This window comes from Kitasatospora sp. NBC_01302 (assembly GCF_035976515.1).
In the GTDB taxonomy this organism is placed as follows: Bacteria; Actinomycetota; Actinomycetes; order Streptomycetales; family Streptomycetaceae; genus Kitasatospora.
On sequence record NZ_CP108404.1, the window covers coordinates 4313471 to 4330968 of the forward strand.

A 17498-nucleotide genomic window follows, 5' to 3' on the forward strand; every position below is an offset into this window, starting at 1 on the left:
GCCATGGGGAGCGAGATCAGATACCTGCGCGGGGACGCGACCAGCCCGCAGGCCAAAGGGCCCAAGATCATCGCGCATCTCTGCAACGACCGGGGCGGCTGGGGCAAAGGCTTCGTGCTGGCGCTCTCCCGCCGCTGGCCCGAACCCGAGGCCGCCTACCGGCGCTGGCACCGCGAGCGGGCCCGGAACGACTTCGGCCTCGGCGCCGTGCAACTGGTCCAAGTCGAGCGCGACGTCTGGGTGGCCAACCTGGTCGGCCAGCACGGCACCCGGACCAGCCGCAGCGCCGGAGCGCCGGTGCGCTACGAGGCGATCGACACCGCACTCGACCGGCTGGCCGCACCCGCGCTGGCGCTGGGCGCCTCGGTGCACCTGCCGCGGATCGGCTGCGGGCTGGCGGGCGGACGCTGGGAGCGGGTCGAGCCGCTGCTGACGGCCCGGCTGGTGGATCGCGGCATCGCGGTCACCGTCTACGACCACGACTGACCCGGCCCCGGCGCCCGGACGAGCCCTGGCCCGACGGAGCGCGCCCACGGCCTACGGCCGCGCCCAGGTGTACTCGTACTCGGGCAGCTCGCCGGCGCCCGGGAAGTCGGTCCAGCCCTCCCTGGTGCGCTCGCCGCCGCAGCGCTCGTAGAAGGCGACCGCGCGGTGGTTGTCGCGCAGCACCTCCAGGCGGAGCGGCGCACCGGGATGCGTCCGGGCCGTCCACGCGCGGGCGGCATCCAGCAGCACGGCGCCGATCCCGGCTCCGGTCAGCCCCGGGCGCACATGCAGGTTGTCCAGCAGCACCGGCCCGTCCGGCTCCGGGACCAGGTAGCCGAAACCGACCAGGTCGCCGCCGGCCCGCTCGGCCAGCAGCAGCGCGGGCGTGGCGGCCGGTTCCCCGTAGTCGACCGTGAGCCGCAGCTCCCAGAGTTCGCCGCGCTGCTCGAACAGCCCGTCCGCCAGCGCCGCCGCCGGCACGATCCCCGCGTACGCCGTGCGCCAGCTCTCGGCGTGCAGCCGGGCCACGACCGCCGCGTCGGCGGGGCCGCCCAGGCGGATCGAGAGGTCCGCCGGGTCCGGCGCGTCGGGTGGGCCGGACCTCGAAGTCGCGCTGCTGTCGGTCATCCGTCGATCTTGCCACGCCGCCTCCCAGAGCCCGGGCCGAGCAACTTGAACGCGTTCAAAAGTAGGTCTACTGTCTCCCTCAGACGGTTTTGAACACGTTCGAAATTCGAGAGGACGTGGTCCTGCATGGACTACACAGTCGCCAGCTACGCCGGTTACCTGCCGATCGCCACCGGCGTGACCATCTGGGTGGCCCGCACCCTCAGCCGCAACGGCAAGGTCTTCCTGGCCGACGTCTTCGCGGGGGACGAGAAGCTCGCCGACGCGGTGAACCAGCTGCTGGTGGTCGGCTTCTACCTGCTCAACCTCGGCTTCGTCATGCTGTGGATGAAGAACAGCGACGCCGTCAACGGCACCCAGGGGGTCTTCGACGCACTCTCGCTCAAGCTCGGCCTGGTGCTGCTGATCCTCGGCGTGATGCATCTGGGCAACGTCCTGGTCCTCAACCGGATCCGCCGCCGCGGCAAGCTGGAGCGCCTGCAGCGCCCGCCGGTCGCGCCGCAGGGCTGGACCGCACCGGTCAAGCCCTGACGCCATGGCGACGCCACCTCCGCTCCCCGCGAGCCCGTCGGACCCGCCCCCGGTCGGCCTGCTCACCGTGCTGCACGATCCGCACTGCGGGCTCTGCCGCCACCTGACCGCCTGGCTGCGCAGGCAGCCCCAGCTGGTGCCGCTGCGCTTCCTGCCGGTGGCCTCCTACGCGGCCCGGCGGTACTTCCCGGGCCTGGACCACCATGCATCGCTCGGCGAACTCACCGTGGTCGCGGACACCGGCGAGGTCTGGCGCGGGGCGGAAGCCTTCGTCGCCTGCCTCTGGGCACTGACCCGCCACCGGGAACTCTCGCTGCGCCTGAGCACCCCGGCCGGCCTGCCGCTGGCGCGCACGGCGGCCTTCGTCGCCAGCCGGTACCGCTCGGCGACCGGAGCGGGCCTGCTGCCGCCGGACGACGGGTCGGGGCTGCCGCCGGACGGTCCTTCGGACCAGCGGGACGCCACGGCGGAACCGGGCGCACAGGGGACGCCCGGTCCCGCCGGCGCCCTGGATCCGAGCTGGCCGCCGCCCTGCCCCGAGAGCGGCTGCACCCTCCACGGCTAGGCTCAGGCATCGTGGACGACGCAAGGACCCCAGCCGACCCGCCGGCCGACACGGCAGCCGCCCCGGCCGGCGAGCCGGCCCCACCGGCCGGCGCCGAGCCCGGGCCGGCCGACGCCAAGGGCCGCCCGAAGACCGCGAAGAGCGAGCAGACCCGCGCGCTCATCCTGGAGACCGCGATGCGGCTCTTCCAGGAGCGCGGCTACGACAAGACCACCATGCGCGCCATCGCCGCCGAGGCGGGCGTCTCGGTCGGCAACGCGTACTACTACTACGAGGGCAAAGAGTTCCTCATCCAGGGCTTCTACGACCGGATGACGCGCGAGCACGCGGTCGAGGCCCGGGCCCGGATGGCCGGGACGACGGACTTCGCCGAGCGCCTGCGGGTCGCCATCGAGGCCTGGGTGGACTGCGCGGCGCCGTACCACGAGTTCGCCGCGCAGTTCTTCCGCACGGCAGCCGACCCGGAAAGCGCGCTGAGCCCGTTCTCGAACGATTCCCACCCCGCGCGGGAGACGGCGGTGCAGATCTTCCGCGAGGTGCTGGACGGCTCGGACCTCGGCCCGAAGATCGACCCCGAGCTGGACGAGCTGCTGCCCGACCTGCTCTGGCTGCACCTGATGGTCGTGGTCCTCTACTGGGTCTTCGACCGGACCGAGGACACCGAGCGCACCCGGGCCTTCGTGCAGCGCTGCGCCCCCTTCGTCGCCAAGATCGTCAGCCTCTCCCGCTACCGGGTCTTCCGCCCGCTGGTCCGTGACGCGGTCGGCATGGTCGAGGACTTCGTGCTGCCGACCATAGGCAGGACGGCCAGCACCCGGTCACCTGCCGCACCGGCCCGCAAGCGCAGGCGCAGGGACTGAGACGCACCCTTGACCCGCGACCACCCCCGAGATCCTCGCCGGGCTGCGCGGGTCCGCCGACCGGCGGTCCCGCTCGGACCGTCGCGCCGCAGCCCGGTCAGAAGCTGTCCGGGTTCCAGGCCCTGAGCGGCGTGCCGAGCAGCCGGTCCAGGGCGAACGCGGCTCCCGGGCGCACTTCCTCGACCAGCCCCGCCGCCGCGAGGCGGGCGGCGCTCTCGGCGCCGAGGTAGAGCGAGCCGAGCGCCCTGGCGTCGAGGGCGAGGTCCGCCCGGTCACCGGTCGGTTCGGCCCGGCCCGTGCCGTCGGCGTCCGAGACGAGCGCCCAGCGGCCCGCGGCGTACCCGGCCGGGTCGCTGACCTCCAGGACCACCCGGCCCGCCCCGGCCAGTCGGCGGGGCGCGAAGGCCGCCGGCACGTCCAGCACCCGCAGCCACATGAAGTCGCTGCTGTCCTCGTGCTGCCGCACCGCGCGCGGGTCCTTGAAGTAGAACGGCAGCGGGTCGTCGGGGGCGATGTTGTTCACCACCAGCGTGCCGACCCAGTCCACCGAGCAGAGGTAGCGCCACAGGCTCACCGCGGTCGGCCGGTCGAGCGCGAGGAAGTCCTCCACCACCAGGGTGCATTCGGGGTTGTTGGCGACCCACTTGTCCTCCACCCGGTAGACCGCGAGCCCGGTGACGGCGCCGCCGGCGTCCCGGTGCACCACCGCGAAGGGCTCCTTCCAGTCCTGGCCGGGTATCGTCGTCGAGCCCGTGAGCAGGCCCCAGTGGGCCTGGTCCCGGTTGATCGCGCCGGGCTGGCCGAGACGCCACCGGTCGTGCAACTCCCGCCCGAGCTTGCCCAGTTCGTCCATGCTGACCAGGTCGATCCGACCGGCGGCCGGTACGTCGCCGAACTCGTCCGCGGTGGGCAGGTCGGCGCGCAGGCCACCGGCCCGCCGCAGGTCCACCCGCCAGCCGTGCGTGCGGGTGGCCGGACCGAAGCCGAACCGGCCGTAGATGTTGTACTCGGCGGCGATCAGGATCGCCACCGCCTCCCCGCGCTCGCGGGCGGACGCCAGCTCGTTGTCCATCATCCGGCTGAGCAGTCCGCGGCGGCGGTGGGTCTGGGTGACGGTCACCCCGGTGATCGCCGAGACCGGCAGCAACCGGCCACCGGGCAGCGTCAGTTCGTACGGCATGCTGCGGAAGGTGGCAACGCAGCGGTCCCCGTCGTAGGCGCCCTGGGTGCGCCCGGCGAAGTGCCGCAGCCGGCGGTACTCGGGCACCCCCGGCAGCCCGGGCCGCAGGAACCCGACGGTCACCGCGGAGCCCCAGGCCTCCAGGTCGTCCTCGGTGATGGTCCGGATCTCGATCTCGTCCACGGGCGCGGCGGTGCCGTCGGCGGCGGTGCTGGTCCTCATCCGCCCACGTTAGGACGGCGGCTGCGCTCGGGGCACCCGGTTTTTCCGCCGCCTCACCGCCGCCCCCGTGCGGTGCTGCCCGCGATCAGCAGCACCGCCAGTCCCCCGAGGACGATCAGCACGTACCCGGCGCCCGGCAGCGTGCCCAGGGTGCCCAGCACCGCGACGCCGAGCGCCGAGCCCGACTGCCGGATCCCGTTGAGCGCTCCCTGGCCGGTGGCCGCGAGCTCCGGCGGCGCGGCGACGGCCATCTCGGCGGCGGCACCGGGGATCGCGAGGGTCCCCGCCACGGCGAGCGCGAGTTCGGCCGCGACGAACAGCGGGAAGGGCGGGTGCCCACCGCAGCGGGCCAGCAGCACACCGGCCAGTGCGGTGGCGGACATCCCGGCCAGCAGCACCGGGCGGGCACCGTACCTGGCGACCAGACGGCCGGTGAAGAACGGCATCACGCAGACCGGGAAGGTCAACGGCAGCGAGGCCAGCCCCGCCCCGAGCGGGGAGCGCCCCTGCCCGTGCTGGAGCCAGACGTCGATCAGGTACATCCCGCCGAAGTAGCCGAAGCAGGAGACCGCGGCGGCCAGCAGCGCGGCCCGCACCCGCGGGAGTGCGAGCAGCGCGGACGGCAGCAGCGGGGCGGCGACCCGGCGTTCCACCACCGCCAGCGCGACGAGGCCGAGCAGCGCGAACCCGATCGGTATCCAGGCCTGCGGCGAACCCCAGCCCTGGATACCGGCCTCCACCAGGCCGAAGGTGAGCGCACCGAGCGAGCCGGTGGACAGCAGCAGCCCGGGACGGTCCAGCGCCCGGGCGGACCGGACGGGGGCGGCCGGCAGCCGGCGGGCCAGCGCCACGGCGGCCAGCGCGATCGGCGGGTTGATCAGGAACACCAGCCGCCAGCCGCCGAGTTCGACCAGGCCGCCGCCCAGTACCGGCCCGACGGCCGCGCCCAGGCCGCCCACCGCGGCCCAGGCACCGATGGCGCGGGTGCGGCGCACGGGGTCCGGGTTGAGCGCGATGAGCAGCGCGAGCGAGGCCGGTACCAGGCCCGCACCGGCCGCACCGAGCAGCGCCCGCCCGGCGATCAGCAGGCCGACGCCGGGCGCGGCGGCGCACAGCGCGGACAGCGCGGCGAAGGCGCCGAGCGCGCCGACGTAGACCCGGCGGGCGCCCCAGCGGTCGGCGAACACCCCGGCGGTGAGCAGCAGTCCGGCGAAGACGACGGTGTAGGCGTCGACGGCCCAGGGCAGCGCGGCGGCGGACGGGTGCAGCGAGCGCTGCAGGTCGGGTACGGCGACGTTGAGGACCGAGGTGTCGAGCAGGACGAGCAGGTTGCCGATCGCGATGCCGGCGAAGGCCAGGCGCGAGCGGGCCGGCGGATCTGCCTCGGGTGAACGGACGGTGGGGCTGGCGGCGATCTCGGTGGTCATGGCAGCAGGCTCCCCCCGCGACCCACGGCCCGGCGACGCCGCAATGTCGATAACCCCATCGGACAATCCGATGGACCATGCCATGCTGGCGCCGTGGACACTCGCTACCTGCGCGCCTTCGTCGCCGTCGCCGACCACGGCGGCATCTCCGCCGCCGCCAAGGAGTTGGGGTACGCCCAGTCGAGCGTCAGCGCCCAGCTCAAACGCCTGGAGGCGGACCTCGGCGTGACCGTCCTGGTGCGCGCGGGGACCGGCGCCACCCTCACCGAGGCCGGCCGGCGAGTGCTGCCGCACGCGCGCGAGGCGCTGGAGCTGGCCGAGCGGATGCGCCGCGCCGCACTCGGCGACCGGCCCAGGCTGCGGATCGGCGCCCAGGAGTCGCTGGCCCACGCCTGGATGCCGGACGTGCTGGCGGCCTACGAGTACGGTGCGGGCGGCCCGGGCGTGGTCGCCCGGGCCGAGCTGACCGTCGGCCGCCGCAGCCACCTGGACCAGGCCTTCGCCGCGCGCGAGGTGGACCTGGTCTTCCAGTACGACAACGGCCTGCGGGCGCTGGGGCCGCACGCGGTGGTCGGCCACGACCGCACCCTGCTGGTCGCCTCCCCCTTCCATCCGCTGGCCCGGCAGGAGTCGGTGACGCCCGGTCAGCTGCTCGGCCAGGAGTTCATGGTCGTCGAGCCGAGCTGCACCTCGCAGATGCTGGTGGACCGCCTGGGCCGCGACCTGCTCGCCGGCATCCGGCAGACGCTGATCACCGGCTCCCTCGCCGCACTGCTGCGCCTGGCCGGACACGGCCGCGGGGTCACCCTGCTGCCCGAGCTGTCGGTCGCCCGCGAGCTGGCGGCCGGCGAGCTGGTCGCCCTGCGCCTGGCCGAACCGATCCGCCCGGTCAGCATCATCGCCCAGTGGCACCCCCGCCTGGGCCTGGCCGAACAGGCGCTGCACACCCTCCTCGACGTGGCCCGCCGCGCCGACCCCCTCCCCCAGCGCCCGCACCCCGCCCGCGCCTGCTGAGGCGCCGACCGCGCGGGCCGGGTCTCAGGGGCGGGTCTCAGGGGCGGGCGTAGAAGTCGGGGCGGCCCATGATCCAGAGGCTGGCCTGCTTGATCGGGACGCCGGTGCGGGGAGCCTCGATCATCTGGTCGTCGCCGAGGTAGATGGCGACGTGGTAGATGTCGGCGGCGCGGCCGGTGTGGGTCCAGAAGACCAGGTCGCCGGGGCGCAGTTGGGCGTAGCTGACCGGCGTCGACTCGGCGTACTGGTCGGCGGCGAAGTGGGTCAGCCGCTTGCCGCCCTGCTGCCAGGCGAGCATGGTCAGACCCGAGCAGTCGTAGCCCGCCGGGCCCTCGCCGCCCCAGATGTAGGGCAGGCCGATCTTGCTCCGGGCGAAGTCGAGGGCGGCCTGCGCGCCGGACGCGCTCCAGGAGCCACCGTTGGAGGCGCCGCCCGGAGCACCACCCGGAGCACCACCCGGCGCGGCAGCGCTGCCGGAATCGGTGGCCGGTGCGTCGCCCGGCCCGGGGGCGGGGGCCGCCGGGGCGGGGTCGGGCCGCGGTGCGGACTGCTGGGCCTGGGCCTCGGCCGCGGCCTCGGCCTGCGCGGTGGCTGCGGCCTGGGCAGCGGCCTTGGCCGCCGCCTCGGCCTGCTGGGCGGCGATCGCGTCCAGCGCGTCCTGGCGCTGGCGTTCGAGCTCCACCGTGGTGTCCCGGGCGGCGGCCAGCTCGCCGAGCAGCTGCTCGCGCTGCTGGTCGAGCCGGGTGACGAGCTGCTGCTGGTCCGTCAGCCGCGCCTGCGCCCGGCCCTTGGCCGCCTGGACGGCCTCGGCGGCCTGTTGCGCCTCGTCGGTGGCGTGCTGCGCGGTGCGCGCGGCCTCGCCCGCGGCCTTGGCGGTGCTGGTGGCGGCGTCCAGGATCTGCCGGGTGCTGCGGCCCGCGGCGCCCACCATGACGGCCTGCTCGCCGGCCGCGCGCGGCCCCTCGGCGCCCAGCAGGGCGTTGACCGCGGTGAGTTCGGGGCTGGCACCGAGCCGGTAGCTGGCGGCGGCCAGGCTCGCCGCGCTCTCGGCGGCATCGACCCTGGCCGCTTCGGCGACCGCCGCCCGCGTGGTGGCCGCACCCGCTTCGGTGCGGGCCCTGGCGAGCTTGACCTGGGCGCCGTCGTAGGCCTCCACGGCCTCCTCGGCCTCCCGGGCGGCCTGCTCCAGCTCGGTCTTGGCCCCGGCCAGCCGGTCCTCGATCGCCGCGGTGTCGGCGGCCCGGCGGTCGGCCTCGGCCCTGGCGTCCGCGATCGACCCGGTGGACGGATAGGGCACGCCGTCGGGTGCCGGTGCATCGTCGGCCACGGCACCGAGCGGCACCCGGGCGGGGGCCGCGGCCGCCACGGCTGTGGGTTCCGGCGACGGGAGCGGGCCGGCGAGGGCGGTCAGGGTCAGCAGCAGGGCGGTCAGAAGTCTGCGTGCCAGCAAGGAGCCCTCACCCTTCGACGATCGGCGAAACATCCCATCAGGTGACAATTCAGTCACCAGACGTCATATTCTCAAATCCGCTCGACGTTCCCCGCCAGCTCCGTGCGGCCGAGTGGATGATCACGCCTGACAGGTCGTCACCTGACGTCGGCTCAGCCGACGCCCGGGTCAGGGCGTGCGGCGGCGCGGTCCCCGGCCGAGGTAGGAGCGGGCGCGGCCCGCCTGCACGGTGCGCCGGCGCTGGTCGGCGCCGCGCTCGGGGGGCTCGGCGGGCCGGGCGGCGCGGCTGGCCTCCAGGTGCGCGGCGGCCCGGGCCGCCATCGCCTCCGCCATCCGGTGGGTGGCGGTGTGGTGGGCGGGGACCTTGTCCGGGGCACCGGCGATCAGGTCGAAGAACCAGGTCTTGGCCCGCTCCGCGCGGGCGTGCAGCAGGCGCTCGCGGCGCCAGGCGCGGGCCTGGCGCCGTGGCCGCTCGGCGTAGCGCCAGCGCGCCCACGGGCTGGCGGGGCGGGCCAGCCGGATCGCGCCGATCCAGGACAGGCCGGGCACCATGATGCCGAGCAGCCCGGTCCACAGCTTGCCCTTGAACAGCGCGACGACCGACATCAGGGCGTTGACCGAGATCACCGCGACCAGTCCCCACCGCCCGGAGCCGTCCGAGCCGCTCTGTCCGGGCACCACACTGAGCGGCACGGAGCCGGTCAGCAGCAGCGCGGTCAGCAGGATGCCGAGGATCACCGCGTCCACCGACTTGCGGCCCTGCTCGCTCCAGTAGACGTCCTCCAGGTGCAGGATCAGCGCGAACTCGTCCAGCACCAGACCGCAGCCGATCCCGAAGAGCAGCCCGAACCAGTCGATCCACGGGTGCCCGCCGTTGGTGGCGAACACCCCGATGCCGGCCACCAGCAGGCAGCCGACGCCGAAGACCATGTGGTGGATGTGCAGCCCGCCGGGCGTGATGTTCCCCGGCCACCAGCGGACCTTGGCCCGGATCATCCGGACGCTGACCCGGATCAGCAGGAAGGAGCTGATGAAGCCGACCAGGAGCAGGAGGAGCGGCTGCTTGTGGGCGGCGACGATGTGAGCGCGGTATCCCTCCACCAGGCCGGCGATCTGCATGGGCGGTACGTCCTCGGTGCTTCCTCGGTGCTTGCTTCGGTACGGCGGTGCTTCGGTACGACGTGCTGCTAACGCGCGGTCAGAAGCCACGGGTACGTTTGGCCGCCCGCCGTGGTCCGGTCAGGTAGGGCACCAGCCGGACCTCGCCGCCCGCGAGCGTCCCGACGCCCGGCACCTTCATGAAGAGCCGGGCCACCTCGCCTCCCAGGTTCACCCCGATCGCCAGCGCCATCGCGATGGCGGCGGCCCGGCTGATCGAGACCAGCCCCGCGGACGGGTGGCCCTGGGCGAAGGAGAGCATGCCGAGGTAGAGCGCGGATCCGGGCATCAGCGGGCCGAGCGCCGCGGTGACATAGGGCAGTGCGGAGGCGTACCGGAAGCGGGCCATCAGCTGGCCGAAGAGGCCGACCAGGCCGGCGGCTATGCCGGTGGCGACGATCGGCGAGATCTGCGCGTTGTAGGCGAGCACTCCGTAGACGGTCCAGCCGATGCCGCTGTTGAAGGTGACCAGGGCCAGGGTGCGCCGGCTGGTCTGCAGCAGCATCGCGAAGAAGAGGGTGAGCAGCATCGCCGCGACCAGCTGGATCGGCGGGTTGTAGATGCCGCTCAGCGACTCGGCGGGCCGCAGCTGCGCGTCGTAGCTGACCCCGGCGTAGAGCACCAGCATCACGCCGATCACGATGCCCGCGACCAGGTAGACGACTTCCAGCAGCCGGGCCGCGGCGGTGATGTAGAAGCCGGTCAGGCCGTCCTGCACGGCGGCCACCAGGGCGCGCCCGGGCAGCAGGGCGAACAGGCCACCGGTGATCACCACCGAGCCGCGCAGCGAGGAGCTGTTGAGCGACAGGATGATGCCGCAGACCGCGGCGGGCATCGCGGCCAGCACGAACTGGTAGAACTCCGGCAGACCGCGGCGGGCCACCAGGATGGCCAGCCGGTCGCCGATGATCGCGGCGACCACGGCGTTGAGGAAGACCAGCCAGGCCTTGGCGTCGATCCGGCCGCCGACCAGGAAGGTGGCCGCGCCGGCCAGCAGGCCGGCGGTGAGCGTGAGCAGCCAGGTGGGGTAGGGGTGCCGGTTGCGGCGGATCAGGGCCAGGCGCCGGTAGGCGTCGTTGACCGTGATCTTCTCCGCCGTGATGTCCGCGACCAGCCGGTACACGGCGGCGAGCCGGGTGTAGTCGGAGGTGCGCCGCCGCACCACCCGGGCGGCGGTGACCGGGGCCTCGACCAGCGAGGGCTGGTAGGAGATGGAGATCAGCGTGAAGGTCACCTGCGGCTCGCAGCGGTCCAGCTGGTAGGCGTGGCTGACCCCGAGCATGGCGGCCTCGACGTCCTCCGCGCTCTCGCCGCTGGCGAGCAGCAGCTCGCCGATGCGCAGGGTCAGGTCCAGGATCCGCGGCACGTTGCGGGCGGTGGCCTCGGACTTGGCCTCGCGCGGGGTGCGCTCGAAGGCGGGCCGCTCGGACATCGGGGTGCGCAGCAGCGTGCGCATCCGGTCCGGCCAGGGCGCGGCTCCGGGGGCGCCCTGACGCAGTGTCGGGATGGCGCCGCTGGGCGGGTTGTAGCCGACGGCGCGCCAGACCTCAGGGGTGAGGGTGTCCTCGGAGCCGCCGCCGAGCTCGGCGAAGGCGGCGAACTCGTCCGGGTACTGCGACTCGACGGTGTCCTCGGGCGGCACCCCGTCCTGCTTCTCCTTCTCCTTCGCCTTCGCCGCGGGCTCGGCCGGGGACAGCGGCGCGGGGGTCTCGACGGTGGGCCCGAGCAGCCCCTCGGTCTCCTGCGGCAACGGCGCCAGCGGGATCAGCTGCACCTGGTCGGCGGGCGGGGCGGCGTTGGCCAGCAGGCCCTCGGTGGGCGGCGCCTGGGCGGGCGGGACGGGCTTCGGCGCGGCCTCGGGCCGGTCCTGGGGCCGGTTGCCCGTCCGGTCGGCGCCGTTCCCGCCCCGGTTCGCGCTCTTCCCGCCGCGGGCACTCCTGCTGCCGCCCGGTCGGCCCCGCTTAGGCACTGCCGCTCCTCACCGCCCCGGGGTGGCACCGCCACCGTCCGTGATCTTCGCCTCCACCTTGCCCGATGCCGGGTCAGGACGCATGTGTACAAGTCGCCCAGACAGGTCGAGAAGGTTCCGAAAAGCAGACGATACGTCGAGTGAGCTGCCGGGCGACAGCGCGCGGTCGCAGGTCAGCGGCTCAGCGGGCGCGGTGCCGGCCGCCACCGGCGGTCGCGGTCGAGATCCTGCGAGCACGAAGGATCTCGACCGCGACCGGCAGCACCGAGACCAGCACGACGCCGACCAGGATCAGCTCGATGTGCTCGCGCACGAAGGCGATCCGGCCCAGGCAGGCGCCGAGCACCGTGACGCCGCCGCCCCAGAGCAGGCCGCCGACCAGGTTGTAGAGCGCGAAGACGCGGTAGTTCATCCGCCCGACGCCGGCCACGATCGGGGTGAAGGTGCGCACGATCGGCACGAACCTGGCCAGCACGATCGCCTTGGGCCCGTGCCGCTCGAAGAAGGCACCGGCCTTGGTGACGTTCTCCCGTCTGAAGAGCCGCGACTCGGGGCGGTTGAAGAGCGTGGGCCCGACCCGCCGTCCGAACAGGTAGCCGACCTGGTCGCCGGCCACCGCCGCGGCGACCACCAGCAGGCAGACCAGCCAGAGCGGCTGGCTCAGGTACTGCCCGTGCGCGACCAGCAGGCCGGTGGTGAAGAGCAGCGAGTCACCGGGCAGGAAGAATCCGATCAGCAGGCCGGACTCGGCGAAGACCACCAGCAGGATGCCGAGCAGCCCGAAGGTCGAGACGAGCTGGGTCGGGTCGAGCCAGGACGGCCCGAGGGCGAGGCTGTGCACGTGGGGCGCTCCGGATGGTCTCGGGGGCTCACGTCAGCGGTCCGGGCACGGGGACGGCCAACCGGTCTGCCAATGCGTTGGTCATCTCATGGTAAAGCATTGGCAAAGAAGCAGGCCGAAGGGGTGGCCGCGCCGGTCGGTACCGGTGCGGCCACCGCCGGGATCACAGGCCGTAGCGGCTGACGATCTCCTCGTGGCGGACCGGGTCCGCGCCGGCCGCCTTGGCCAGGTCCAGCCAGCTGAGCGGGTGCGCCCAGTGCGCGGTCAGCCGGGTGAGCAGCGCGTCGGCCTCGCCGGCGGCGGCGGTCGGCGGCACCCCGAGGGCGGCGTAGATGCCGGGCAGCCCGGCCGCCTCGCCGGCCGGATCGGTGATCACGTACTGCTCCCCGCTGTACGCCCACAGCCCGTACCCGGCCTCGGCCAGTGCCTCGCGCAGCTCGTTCCAGGCCTGCGGGCCGGGCCAGGCGCCGTCCAGGAACCAGCTGGTGTAGCCGGCCGGGTCGAGCAGCGTGAGCAGCTCGAAGGTCGGCCGCCAGCGGGCCTGTTCCTCCTCGCTCGCGTCCTCGGCCGGGGCGGGCTCCAGCAGGGCGGGCGCGAAGACCACCACGTCGTGGTGGTTGAGCGGGATGTCCTCGCCCAGCACCGGCAGGATCCGCGCGGTGGCCGGACCGGTCCGCACGGCCGGCAGGTCGGTGGTCGCCCCGTTGGCGCGCCGGGCCCGGACGGTGACCAGCTGCCACTCCTCCGCCACCGGGCCCTCGGGCTCGTCGAACTCGATGCCGAGCCGGGCGCCGGCCTCGCGCACCACCGCCCAGTCGCGGTTGGCGGTCGCGGCGGTGATCAGGTGCCAGAGGTCGGCGGGCTGGACGGTGCGGTACTGCTGCTCGGGCGCGGTGCCCTCCGCGGGCAGCGCGTGCGCCAGCAGGTCCTGGTAGAGCCGCTGGGCGCGGCCGTGCTCGCCCAGCTCGGTGGCCGCGGCGGCGCCCAGCCGGCGCGGGTTGATCCGGTCCGGCTCCAGCGCCAGCAGCGCCTCGCAGCTCTCCAGCACCTCGGCCCAGCGGCTCTCGGCCGCCGCCCAGCGGGCGCGGATCCAGTGCGCGTCACCGGGCTGCGCGGGGGCCAGCCGGTCGGCGAGGCGGCGCAGGCCCGCGTCGTCACGGGCCTCGATCAGCACCGAGGCGAGCATGCCGATCAGGTCCTGATGGCCCGGGTCCTGCTCCAGGCGGGCCCAGAGCAGGGCGGCGGAGGAGTGCTCGTGGCCCAGCGAGGCGAGCAGTCCGGCCAGGTGGAGCAGCAGGTCGGTGGCGGCCCCGCGCTCCTCGGCGCCCGGGTCGCGCTCCAGCGCGGCCCAGGCGGCGGCCAGCAGGTCCAGGTCCGCCTCCGGCGCCGGCTCGGCTCCGGGCTGCGCCGCGGCCCGCTCGCCGAGCCAGCCCGGCAGCTCGGCCGGGGCCACCGGAAGCGCGGGCACCGGCAGCGCGGCGGCGGCCTGCCGCAGCTCGGCGAGCGGGCCGGCCACCGTGTCGGTGCGGCGCAGCAGGGCGAGCTTGCGCTCGCCGGTGGCCACCAGCGCCAGCGCGACCTCGCGCGCCCCGCGGCCGACCGCGAGCCGCCCGGCGACCAGCGCCAGGTCCAGGCACGGGCGGTGCGAGCCGGCCGCGTCCAGGTAGGAGACCCAGTGGGCGAGCCGGACGCCGAGCCGGGCGTCGTTCGGGTAGCGGTCGGCGGCCACCAGGCGCTCGACCGCGTCCGCCCAGCGGTGCCGGATGTCGGCGTAGCCGTCGGCCTGGGCCACCGGCGGCAGCTGCTCCAGCGCCTCCTGATGGCGCCCGAGCGCGGCCAGCGCGCGGGCCCGGATCACGCCGAGCTTGCGGTGGTCGTCCTCGTCCAGCACCTGGCGGGCGGCGGTGTGCGCCTGCACGGCGGCGTCCAGCGCGTCGAGCGCCTCCTGGTAGCGGCCGAGCCGGTGCAGCGCGCCGGCCCTGGCCTGGCCGAAGGAGAGCGAGACACGCTCGCCCGCCGCCTGGATCCGGGTCTGCGCCCGGTCCAGGTGGGCCAGCGCGGCCTCGGCCCGGCCGTCGTCCTCCAGGGTGTCGGCGTACTCGCGGGAGAGGCAGTCGAAGCAGGCACGGGCCGGCTCGACCCGCGCCAGCGCCTCCTCCAGCACGGCGAGCCGCTCGGGGACGTAGCCGGGGCCGTCGATGTTGGCGTGGCAGATGGTGAAGTCCTGCACGGCGCAGACCGACTGCGGGCAGTCGGCGGTCTCCTCGCGGTGCGCGAACTCCAGCAGCGAGACCGCCTCGGTCATCGCCTGCTCGCCCTGGTGGCGCTTGTTCAGCAGGTTCTGCAGCCGCCAGTGCCGCAGGAAGACCTCCACCCAGGGCAGGCCGAGGGCGCGGGCCGAGGCGAGCGCCTCCGGGTACATCGCGTCCAGTTGCTCGTTGCGCCCGTCGACCGCGTGGCCGGCGATCTCGACCAGCGCGGTGGCCAGCCGGTGCTGGCCGCCCTCGACCAGCTGCTCGTGGGTGTCGTGGACCCAGCCCCAGACATCGGTGGTCATCAGGCACCCTCCCCCTGCTCGTGCTGCGAACCGTCGTGCCACGGACCTTCTTGCCGCGCGCCGCCGTTCTGAGGGCCGCCGTGCTGCGGGCCGCCGTCGGGCCGGCTGTCGTCGAGGAGTCTGTCGAGCCCCGCTGACAGTCCCTCCGCCGGGGGCGCGGTCAGCGCGGCGACCGCCGTGCCGACCCCGGCCAGCGCCGCCCCCAGGTCGCCGCCGGCCGAGCCGGTGGCACCCGCCGCCGCCATGATCACCTTGATCGAGCGGAGCAGGGCCGCCGCCGTGGTGCTGCCGGTGTGGCCGGCCCGGTAGGCCCGCAGCAGGTCCTGGACGGCGGGCGAGGCGGTGTTCAGGTAGAGCCGGGCCCGGACCGTGCCGTCGGTACGGGCGGTGAAGGCCCGGGCCAGGCGCAGCGCCGCCGACGGGATCCGGGCGTCCGCCTGGTCGTCCTCGATCCGCGCCTTCAGCTCCGCCTCCCGGTCGGGCACCAGCACCAGGGGCAGGCCCGGCGGTTCGAACCTGGCCGGCACCACCTGCTCGCCGGGCTCCGCCAGTGCGGCCGACAGCCAGCCCAACTCCTCGGCGGGCAGGGGCTGTTCCGGGTCGCGGAACAGCTCGCGGTTGCCGTCCGCACTGCCCAGCTCGACGATCCGGCAGTCGCGCAGCTGCGCGTAGCGGCGCAGGAAGGGCAGCACGGCGTACCGGTCGCCGCGGGCGATCGGCACCTGCATCGCCCGGTAGAGCATCTCCTCGAAGCCGCCCCCGGATCCGAGCGCGACGTGCACCGCGCCCTGCCCCGCCGCACGCAGCGCACCGGCGGTCAGGTCGCCCTGCGAGGTGGGCACCGGGACGTCGTCGGCGAGCAGGGTGAACAGGCGCTCGTCGCAGAGCGCGGCGCCGAGCAGGTCCTGCCCGTGCCGGGCCAGGATCCGGCGCCAGGCGGCCGGGTGCAGCCGGGCCGTCTCGTACAGGCCGTCGACGATCGCGTCGGCCAGCGCCCGCTGGAGCGCCCGGTAGTGCTCGTCGCGCTGCAGGTCCTCGCGGCTGGCGGTGGGGGTCAGGCGGTTGGACTCGACCACGCCGCCGATGAACCCGGCCCAGCTGGGCAGCAGGTCGCGGGCGTCGTCGGCGAGCAGCATGCCGCGCAGGTAGACGGCCAGGTCGCGGTTGTCGCTGCTGCCGTAGGTGGCGCCGTCCTGCACCCAGAGCAGGCCGATCGCCTCGGCCCCGCCGCCGGCCGCCTCGAAGGGGAACACCGTCAGCGGCTCGAACCGGCGCCCGAAGGCGGCGGCGAACTCCATCCGGGCCGCGTGCAGGCGGCCCGGCGCGATCGGCGGGACCTGTTCGCGCCAGGGCACCCGGATGCCGTTGACCGGCTGCTCGTCGTCGCCGACGTGCACCGGGACGCTCAGCAGCACGCAGTAGCGGCCCAGCACCTCGCGCAGCGCGTCCTCGTCGGCCAGGTGCGCGTGCTCGGGCCGCAGGGTCAGCTCGACCACGGTGCCCGGCTGCGGCCGGGCGGGGACCGGCTCGACGCTGTACTGCTCGCCGCCGCGGCTGCGGTAGCGGTGGCCGAGGGCCGGTTCGCGGTGCGAGGTGGTGGTGACGGTGACCTCCTCGGCCACCGAGAAGGCGGAGAGGAAGCCGAGGCCGAAGGCGCCGATCAGCTCCTCGTTGCCGGTGACCTCGCGCAGCAGCCGGGTGTAGCCGGTGCCGACGGTGGCCAGGTAGGCGTGGATCTCCGGCTCGGTCAGGCCGGCGCCGGTGTCCTCGATCGCCAGGGTCCGGGCGGCGGCGTCGGCCCGCACCCGGATCCGGGGCCGGTGGCCGGCCGCGCCCTGCGGGTCCTCCAGGCGGCGGCGGGTGTGCGAGTCGTGCGCGTTCTGCACCAGCTCGCGCAGCGCGACCAGGGGCGTGGAGTAGAGGTGGGTGGCGAGGACGCTCACCAGGCCGCCGAGATCGACCTCGGTGGTGCGCAGGTTCTCCTGACCTTCAGACATGAGGCCCCAGTCTGCCAGTCTGACAATCATGGGACCACCGGTTTCCCGGCGGCCGAACGGGTCCGTGACAGCCGCCCTTGTGCCGCCGTCCCTGCCAGCTTTCACGGCGATCAAACCTGGTTCGGTCGATTTCCGCCCCAGATGACCCCATTGAGCGAATCGTGCCCGATTCACTGGCATCCGACCGGAGTACGGAGTGATCCTGATCAGGCGACGTCAGTCAACCGGCGCACCGGGGCGGCCACCCCGAAGGCGCCAACTCGCAGCATTACCCGTACTCCTAGGGAGACCATCGTGTCCCGTACCCGTGCCATCACCGCCGCCACCGCCCTCGGCGCCTTCCTCATCCTCGGCATCGGCAGCGCGCAGGCCGACAACGGCGCCGGCTCCGACAACGGTTCCAACAGCAGCGTCGTGAGCAACTGGGGCTCCGGCAACGTGGTCGGCAGCGTGACCGGCAACGGCAACTCCTCCCAGCAGACCGCCACCGGCTCCGGCGGCAGCAACCAGAACAACACCAACGCGGTCGCCGGCAACTCCGGCCTGGTCGGCAGCGAGCAGGGCAACCTCAACTTCCTGCACGCGGTGCACTACGCGCCCGCCGGCTGACCTCG

General features: G+C 74.5%; 15 protein-coding genes. 6 read left to right on the forward strand and 9 right to left on the reverse strand.

Going from position 1 to position 17498, the window contains the following annotated elements; translation table 11 throughout:
* The first annotated feature begins 3 nt into the window (after positions 1 to 3).
* Positions 4 to 486, forward strand: coding sequence for a macro domain-containing protein (locus OG294_RS18525; RefSeq protein ID WP_327067612.1), 483 nt, complete (start codon positions 4 to 6; stop codon positions 484 to 486).
* 51 nt (positions 487 to 537) lie between these two features.
* Here the strand turns inward: OG294_RS18525 and OG294_RS18530 are convergent, their stop codons facing one another.
* Positions 538 to 1113, reverse strand: a complete 576-nt coding sequence (locus OG294_RS18530) for a GNAT family N-acetyltransferase (protein WP_327067613.1) — start codon at positions 1111 to 1113, stop codon at positions 538 to 540.
* A 126-nt stretch (positions 1114 to 1239) separates the two neighbouring features.
* On the opposite strand from OG294_RS18530, the gene OG294_RS18535 reads away from it, so the two are divergent.
* The 3 genes from OG294_RS18535 to OG294_RS18545 are packed head-to-tail and all read left to right on the forward strand — an operon-like array spanning position 1240 to position 3069.
* The gene (locus tag OG294_RS18535) at positions 1240 to 1644 is read left to right on the forward strand and encodes a hypothetical protein (protein ID WP_327067614.1); all 405 of its coding nucleotides are present in this window, start codon (positions 1240 to 1242) and stop codon (positions 1642 to 1644) included.
* Between the two features lie 4 nt (positions 1645 to 1648).
* Positions 1649 to 2209 (forward strand): thiol-disulfide oxidoreductase DCC family protein, encoded by a 561-nt coding sequence (locus OG294_RS18540; protein ID WP_327067615.1) that lies wholly within the window; start codon positions 1649 to 1651, stop codon positions 2207 to 2209.
* Positions 2210 to 2220: 11 nt separating this feature from the next.
* The gene (locus OG294_RS18545; protein ID WP_327067616.1) at positions 2221 to 3069 is read left to right on the forward strand and encodes a TetR/AcrR family transcriptional regulator; all 849 of its coding nucleotides are present in this window, start codon (positions 2221 to 2223) and stop codon (positions 3067 to 3069) included.
* A 97-nt stretch (positions 3070 to 3166) separates the two neighbouring features.
* On the opposite strand, the gene OG294_RS18550 is transcribed toward OG294_RS18545, so the two are convergent.
* Together OG294_RS18550 and OG294_RS18555 are read right to left on the reverse strand one after the other, a co-directional pair.
* On the reverse strand, positions 3167 to 4471 hold the full coding sequence (locus OG294_RS18550) for a GNAT family N-acetyltransferase (protein ID WP_327067617.1): 1305 nt from the start codon (positions 4469 to 4471) through the stop codon (positions 3167 to 3169).
* A gap of 53 nt (positions 4472 to 4524) precedes the next feature.
* Positions 4525 to 5898 carry an MFS transporter gene (locus OG294_RS18555; protein WP_327067618.1) on the reverse strand — a complete coding sequence of 458 codons (1374 nt, stop codon included), beginning with the start codon at positions 5896 to 5898 and terminating at the stop codon, positions 4525 to 4527.
* Positions 5899 to 5991: 93 nt separating this feature from the next.
* Here OG294_RS18555 and OG294_RS18560 point away from each other — a divergent pair, with 93 nt between their 5' ends.
* Positions 5992 to 6912 carry a LysR family transcriptional regulator gene (locus tag OG294_RS18560; RefSeq protein WP_327067619.1) on the forward strand — a complete coding sequence of 307 codons (921 nt, stop codon included), beginning with the start codon at positions 5992 to 5994 and terminating at the stop codon, positions 6910 to 6912.
* A 37-nt stretch (positions 6913 to 6949) separates the two neighbouring features.
* On the opposite strand, the gene OG294_RS18565 is transcribed toward OG294_RS18560, so the two are convergent.
* From OG294_RS18565 to OG294_RS18590, 6 genes are all read right to left on the reverse strand, one after another.
* Complete coding sequence (locus OG294_RS18565) at positions 6950 to 8362, reverse strand: C40 family peptidase (RefSeq protein WP_327067620.1); 1413 nt, start codon at positions 8360 to 8362, stop codon at positions 6950 to 6952.
* Positions 8363 to 8530: 168 nt separating this feature from the next.
* Positions 8531 to 9481, reverse strand: a complete 951-nt coding sequence (locus OG294_RS18570; protein ID WP_327067621.1) for a hypothetical protein — start codon at positions 9479 to 9481, stop codon at positions 8531 to 8533.
* A gap of 79 nt (positions 9482 to 9560) precedes the next feature.
* Positions 9561 to 11489, reverse strand: a complete 1929-nt coding sequence (locus tag OG294_RS18575) for a threonine/serine ThrE exporter family protein (RefSeq protein WP_327067622.1) — start codon at positions 11487 to 11489, stop codon at positions 9561 to 9563.
* A gap of 181 nt (positions 11490 to 11670) precedes the next feature.
* A complete protein-coding gene (locus tag OG294_RS18580) occupies positions 11671 to 12330 on the reverse strand; it encodes a DedA family protein (protein WP_327067623.1) in 660 nt (219 codons plus the stop codon).
* Between the two features lie 163 nt (positions 12331 to 12493).
* On the reverse strand, positions 12494 to 14887 hold the full coding sequence (locus OG294_RS18585; RefSeq protein WP_327067624.1) for a hypothetical protein: 2394 nt from the start codon (positions 14885 to 14887) through the stop codon (positions 12494 to 12496).
* Positions 14887 to 16884: an ATP-binding protein gene (locus OG294_RS18590; protein WP_327067625.1), complete on the reverse strand. Its 1998-nt coding sequence runs from the start codon at positions 16882 to 16884 to the stop codon at positions 14887 to 14889. Before OG294_RS18590 ends, OG294_RS18585 begins: the two co-directional genes overlap by 1 nt.
* Before the next feature lie 294 nt (positions 16885 to 17178).
* On the opposite strand from OG294_RS18590, the gene OG294_RS18595 reads away from it, so the two are divergent.
* Positions 17179 to 17493 (forward strand): hypothetical protein, encoded by a 315-nt coding sequence (locus OG294_RS18595; RefSeq protein WP_327067626.1) that lies wholly within the window; start codon positions 17179 to 17181, stop codon positions 17491 to 17493.
* Positions 17494 to 17498: the final 5 nt, after the last annotated feature.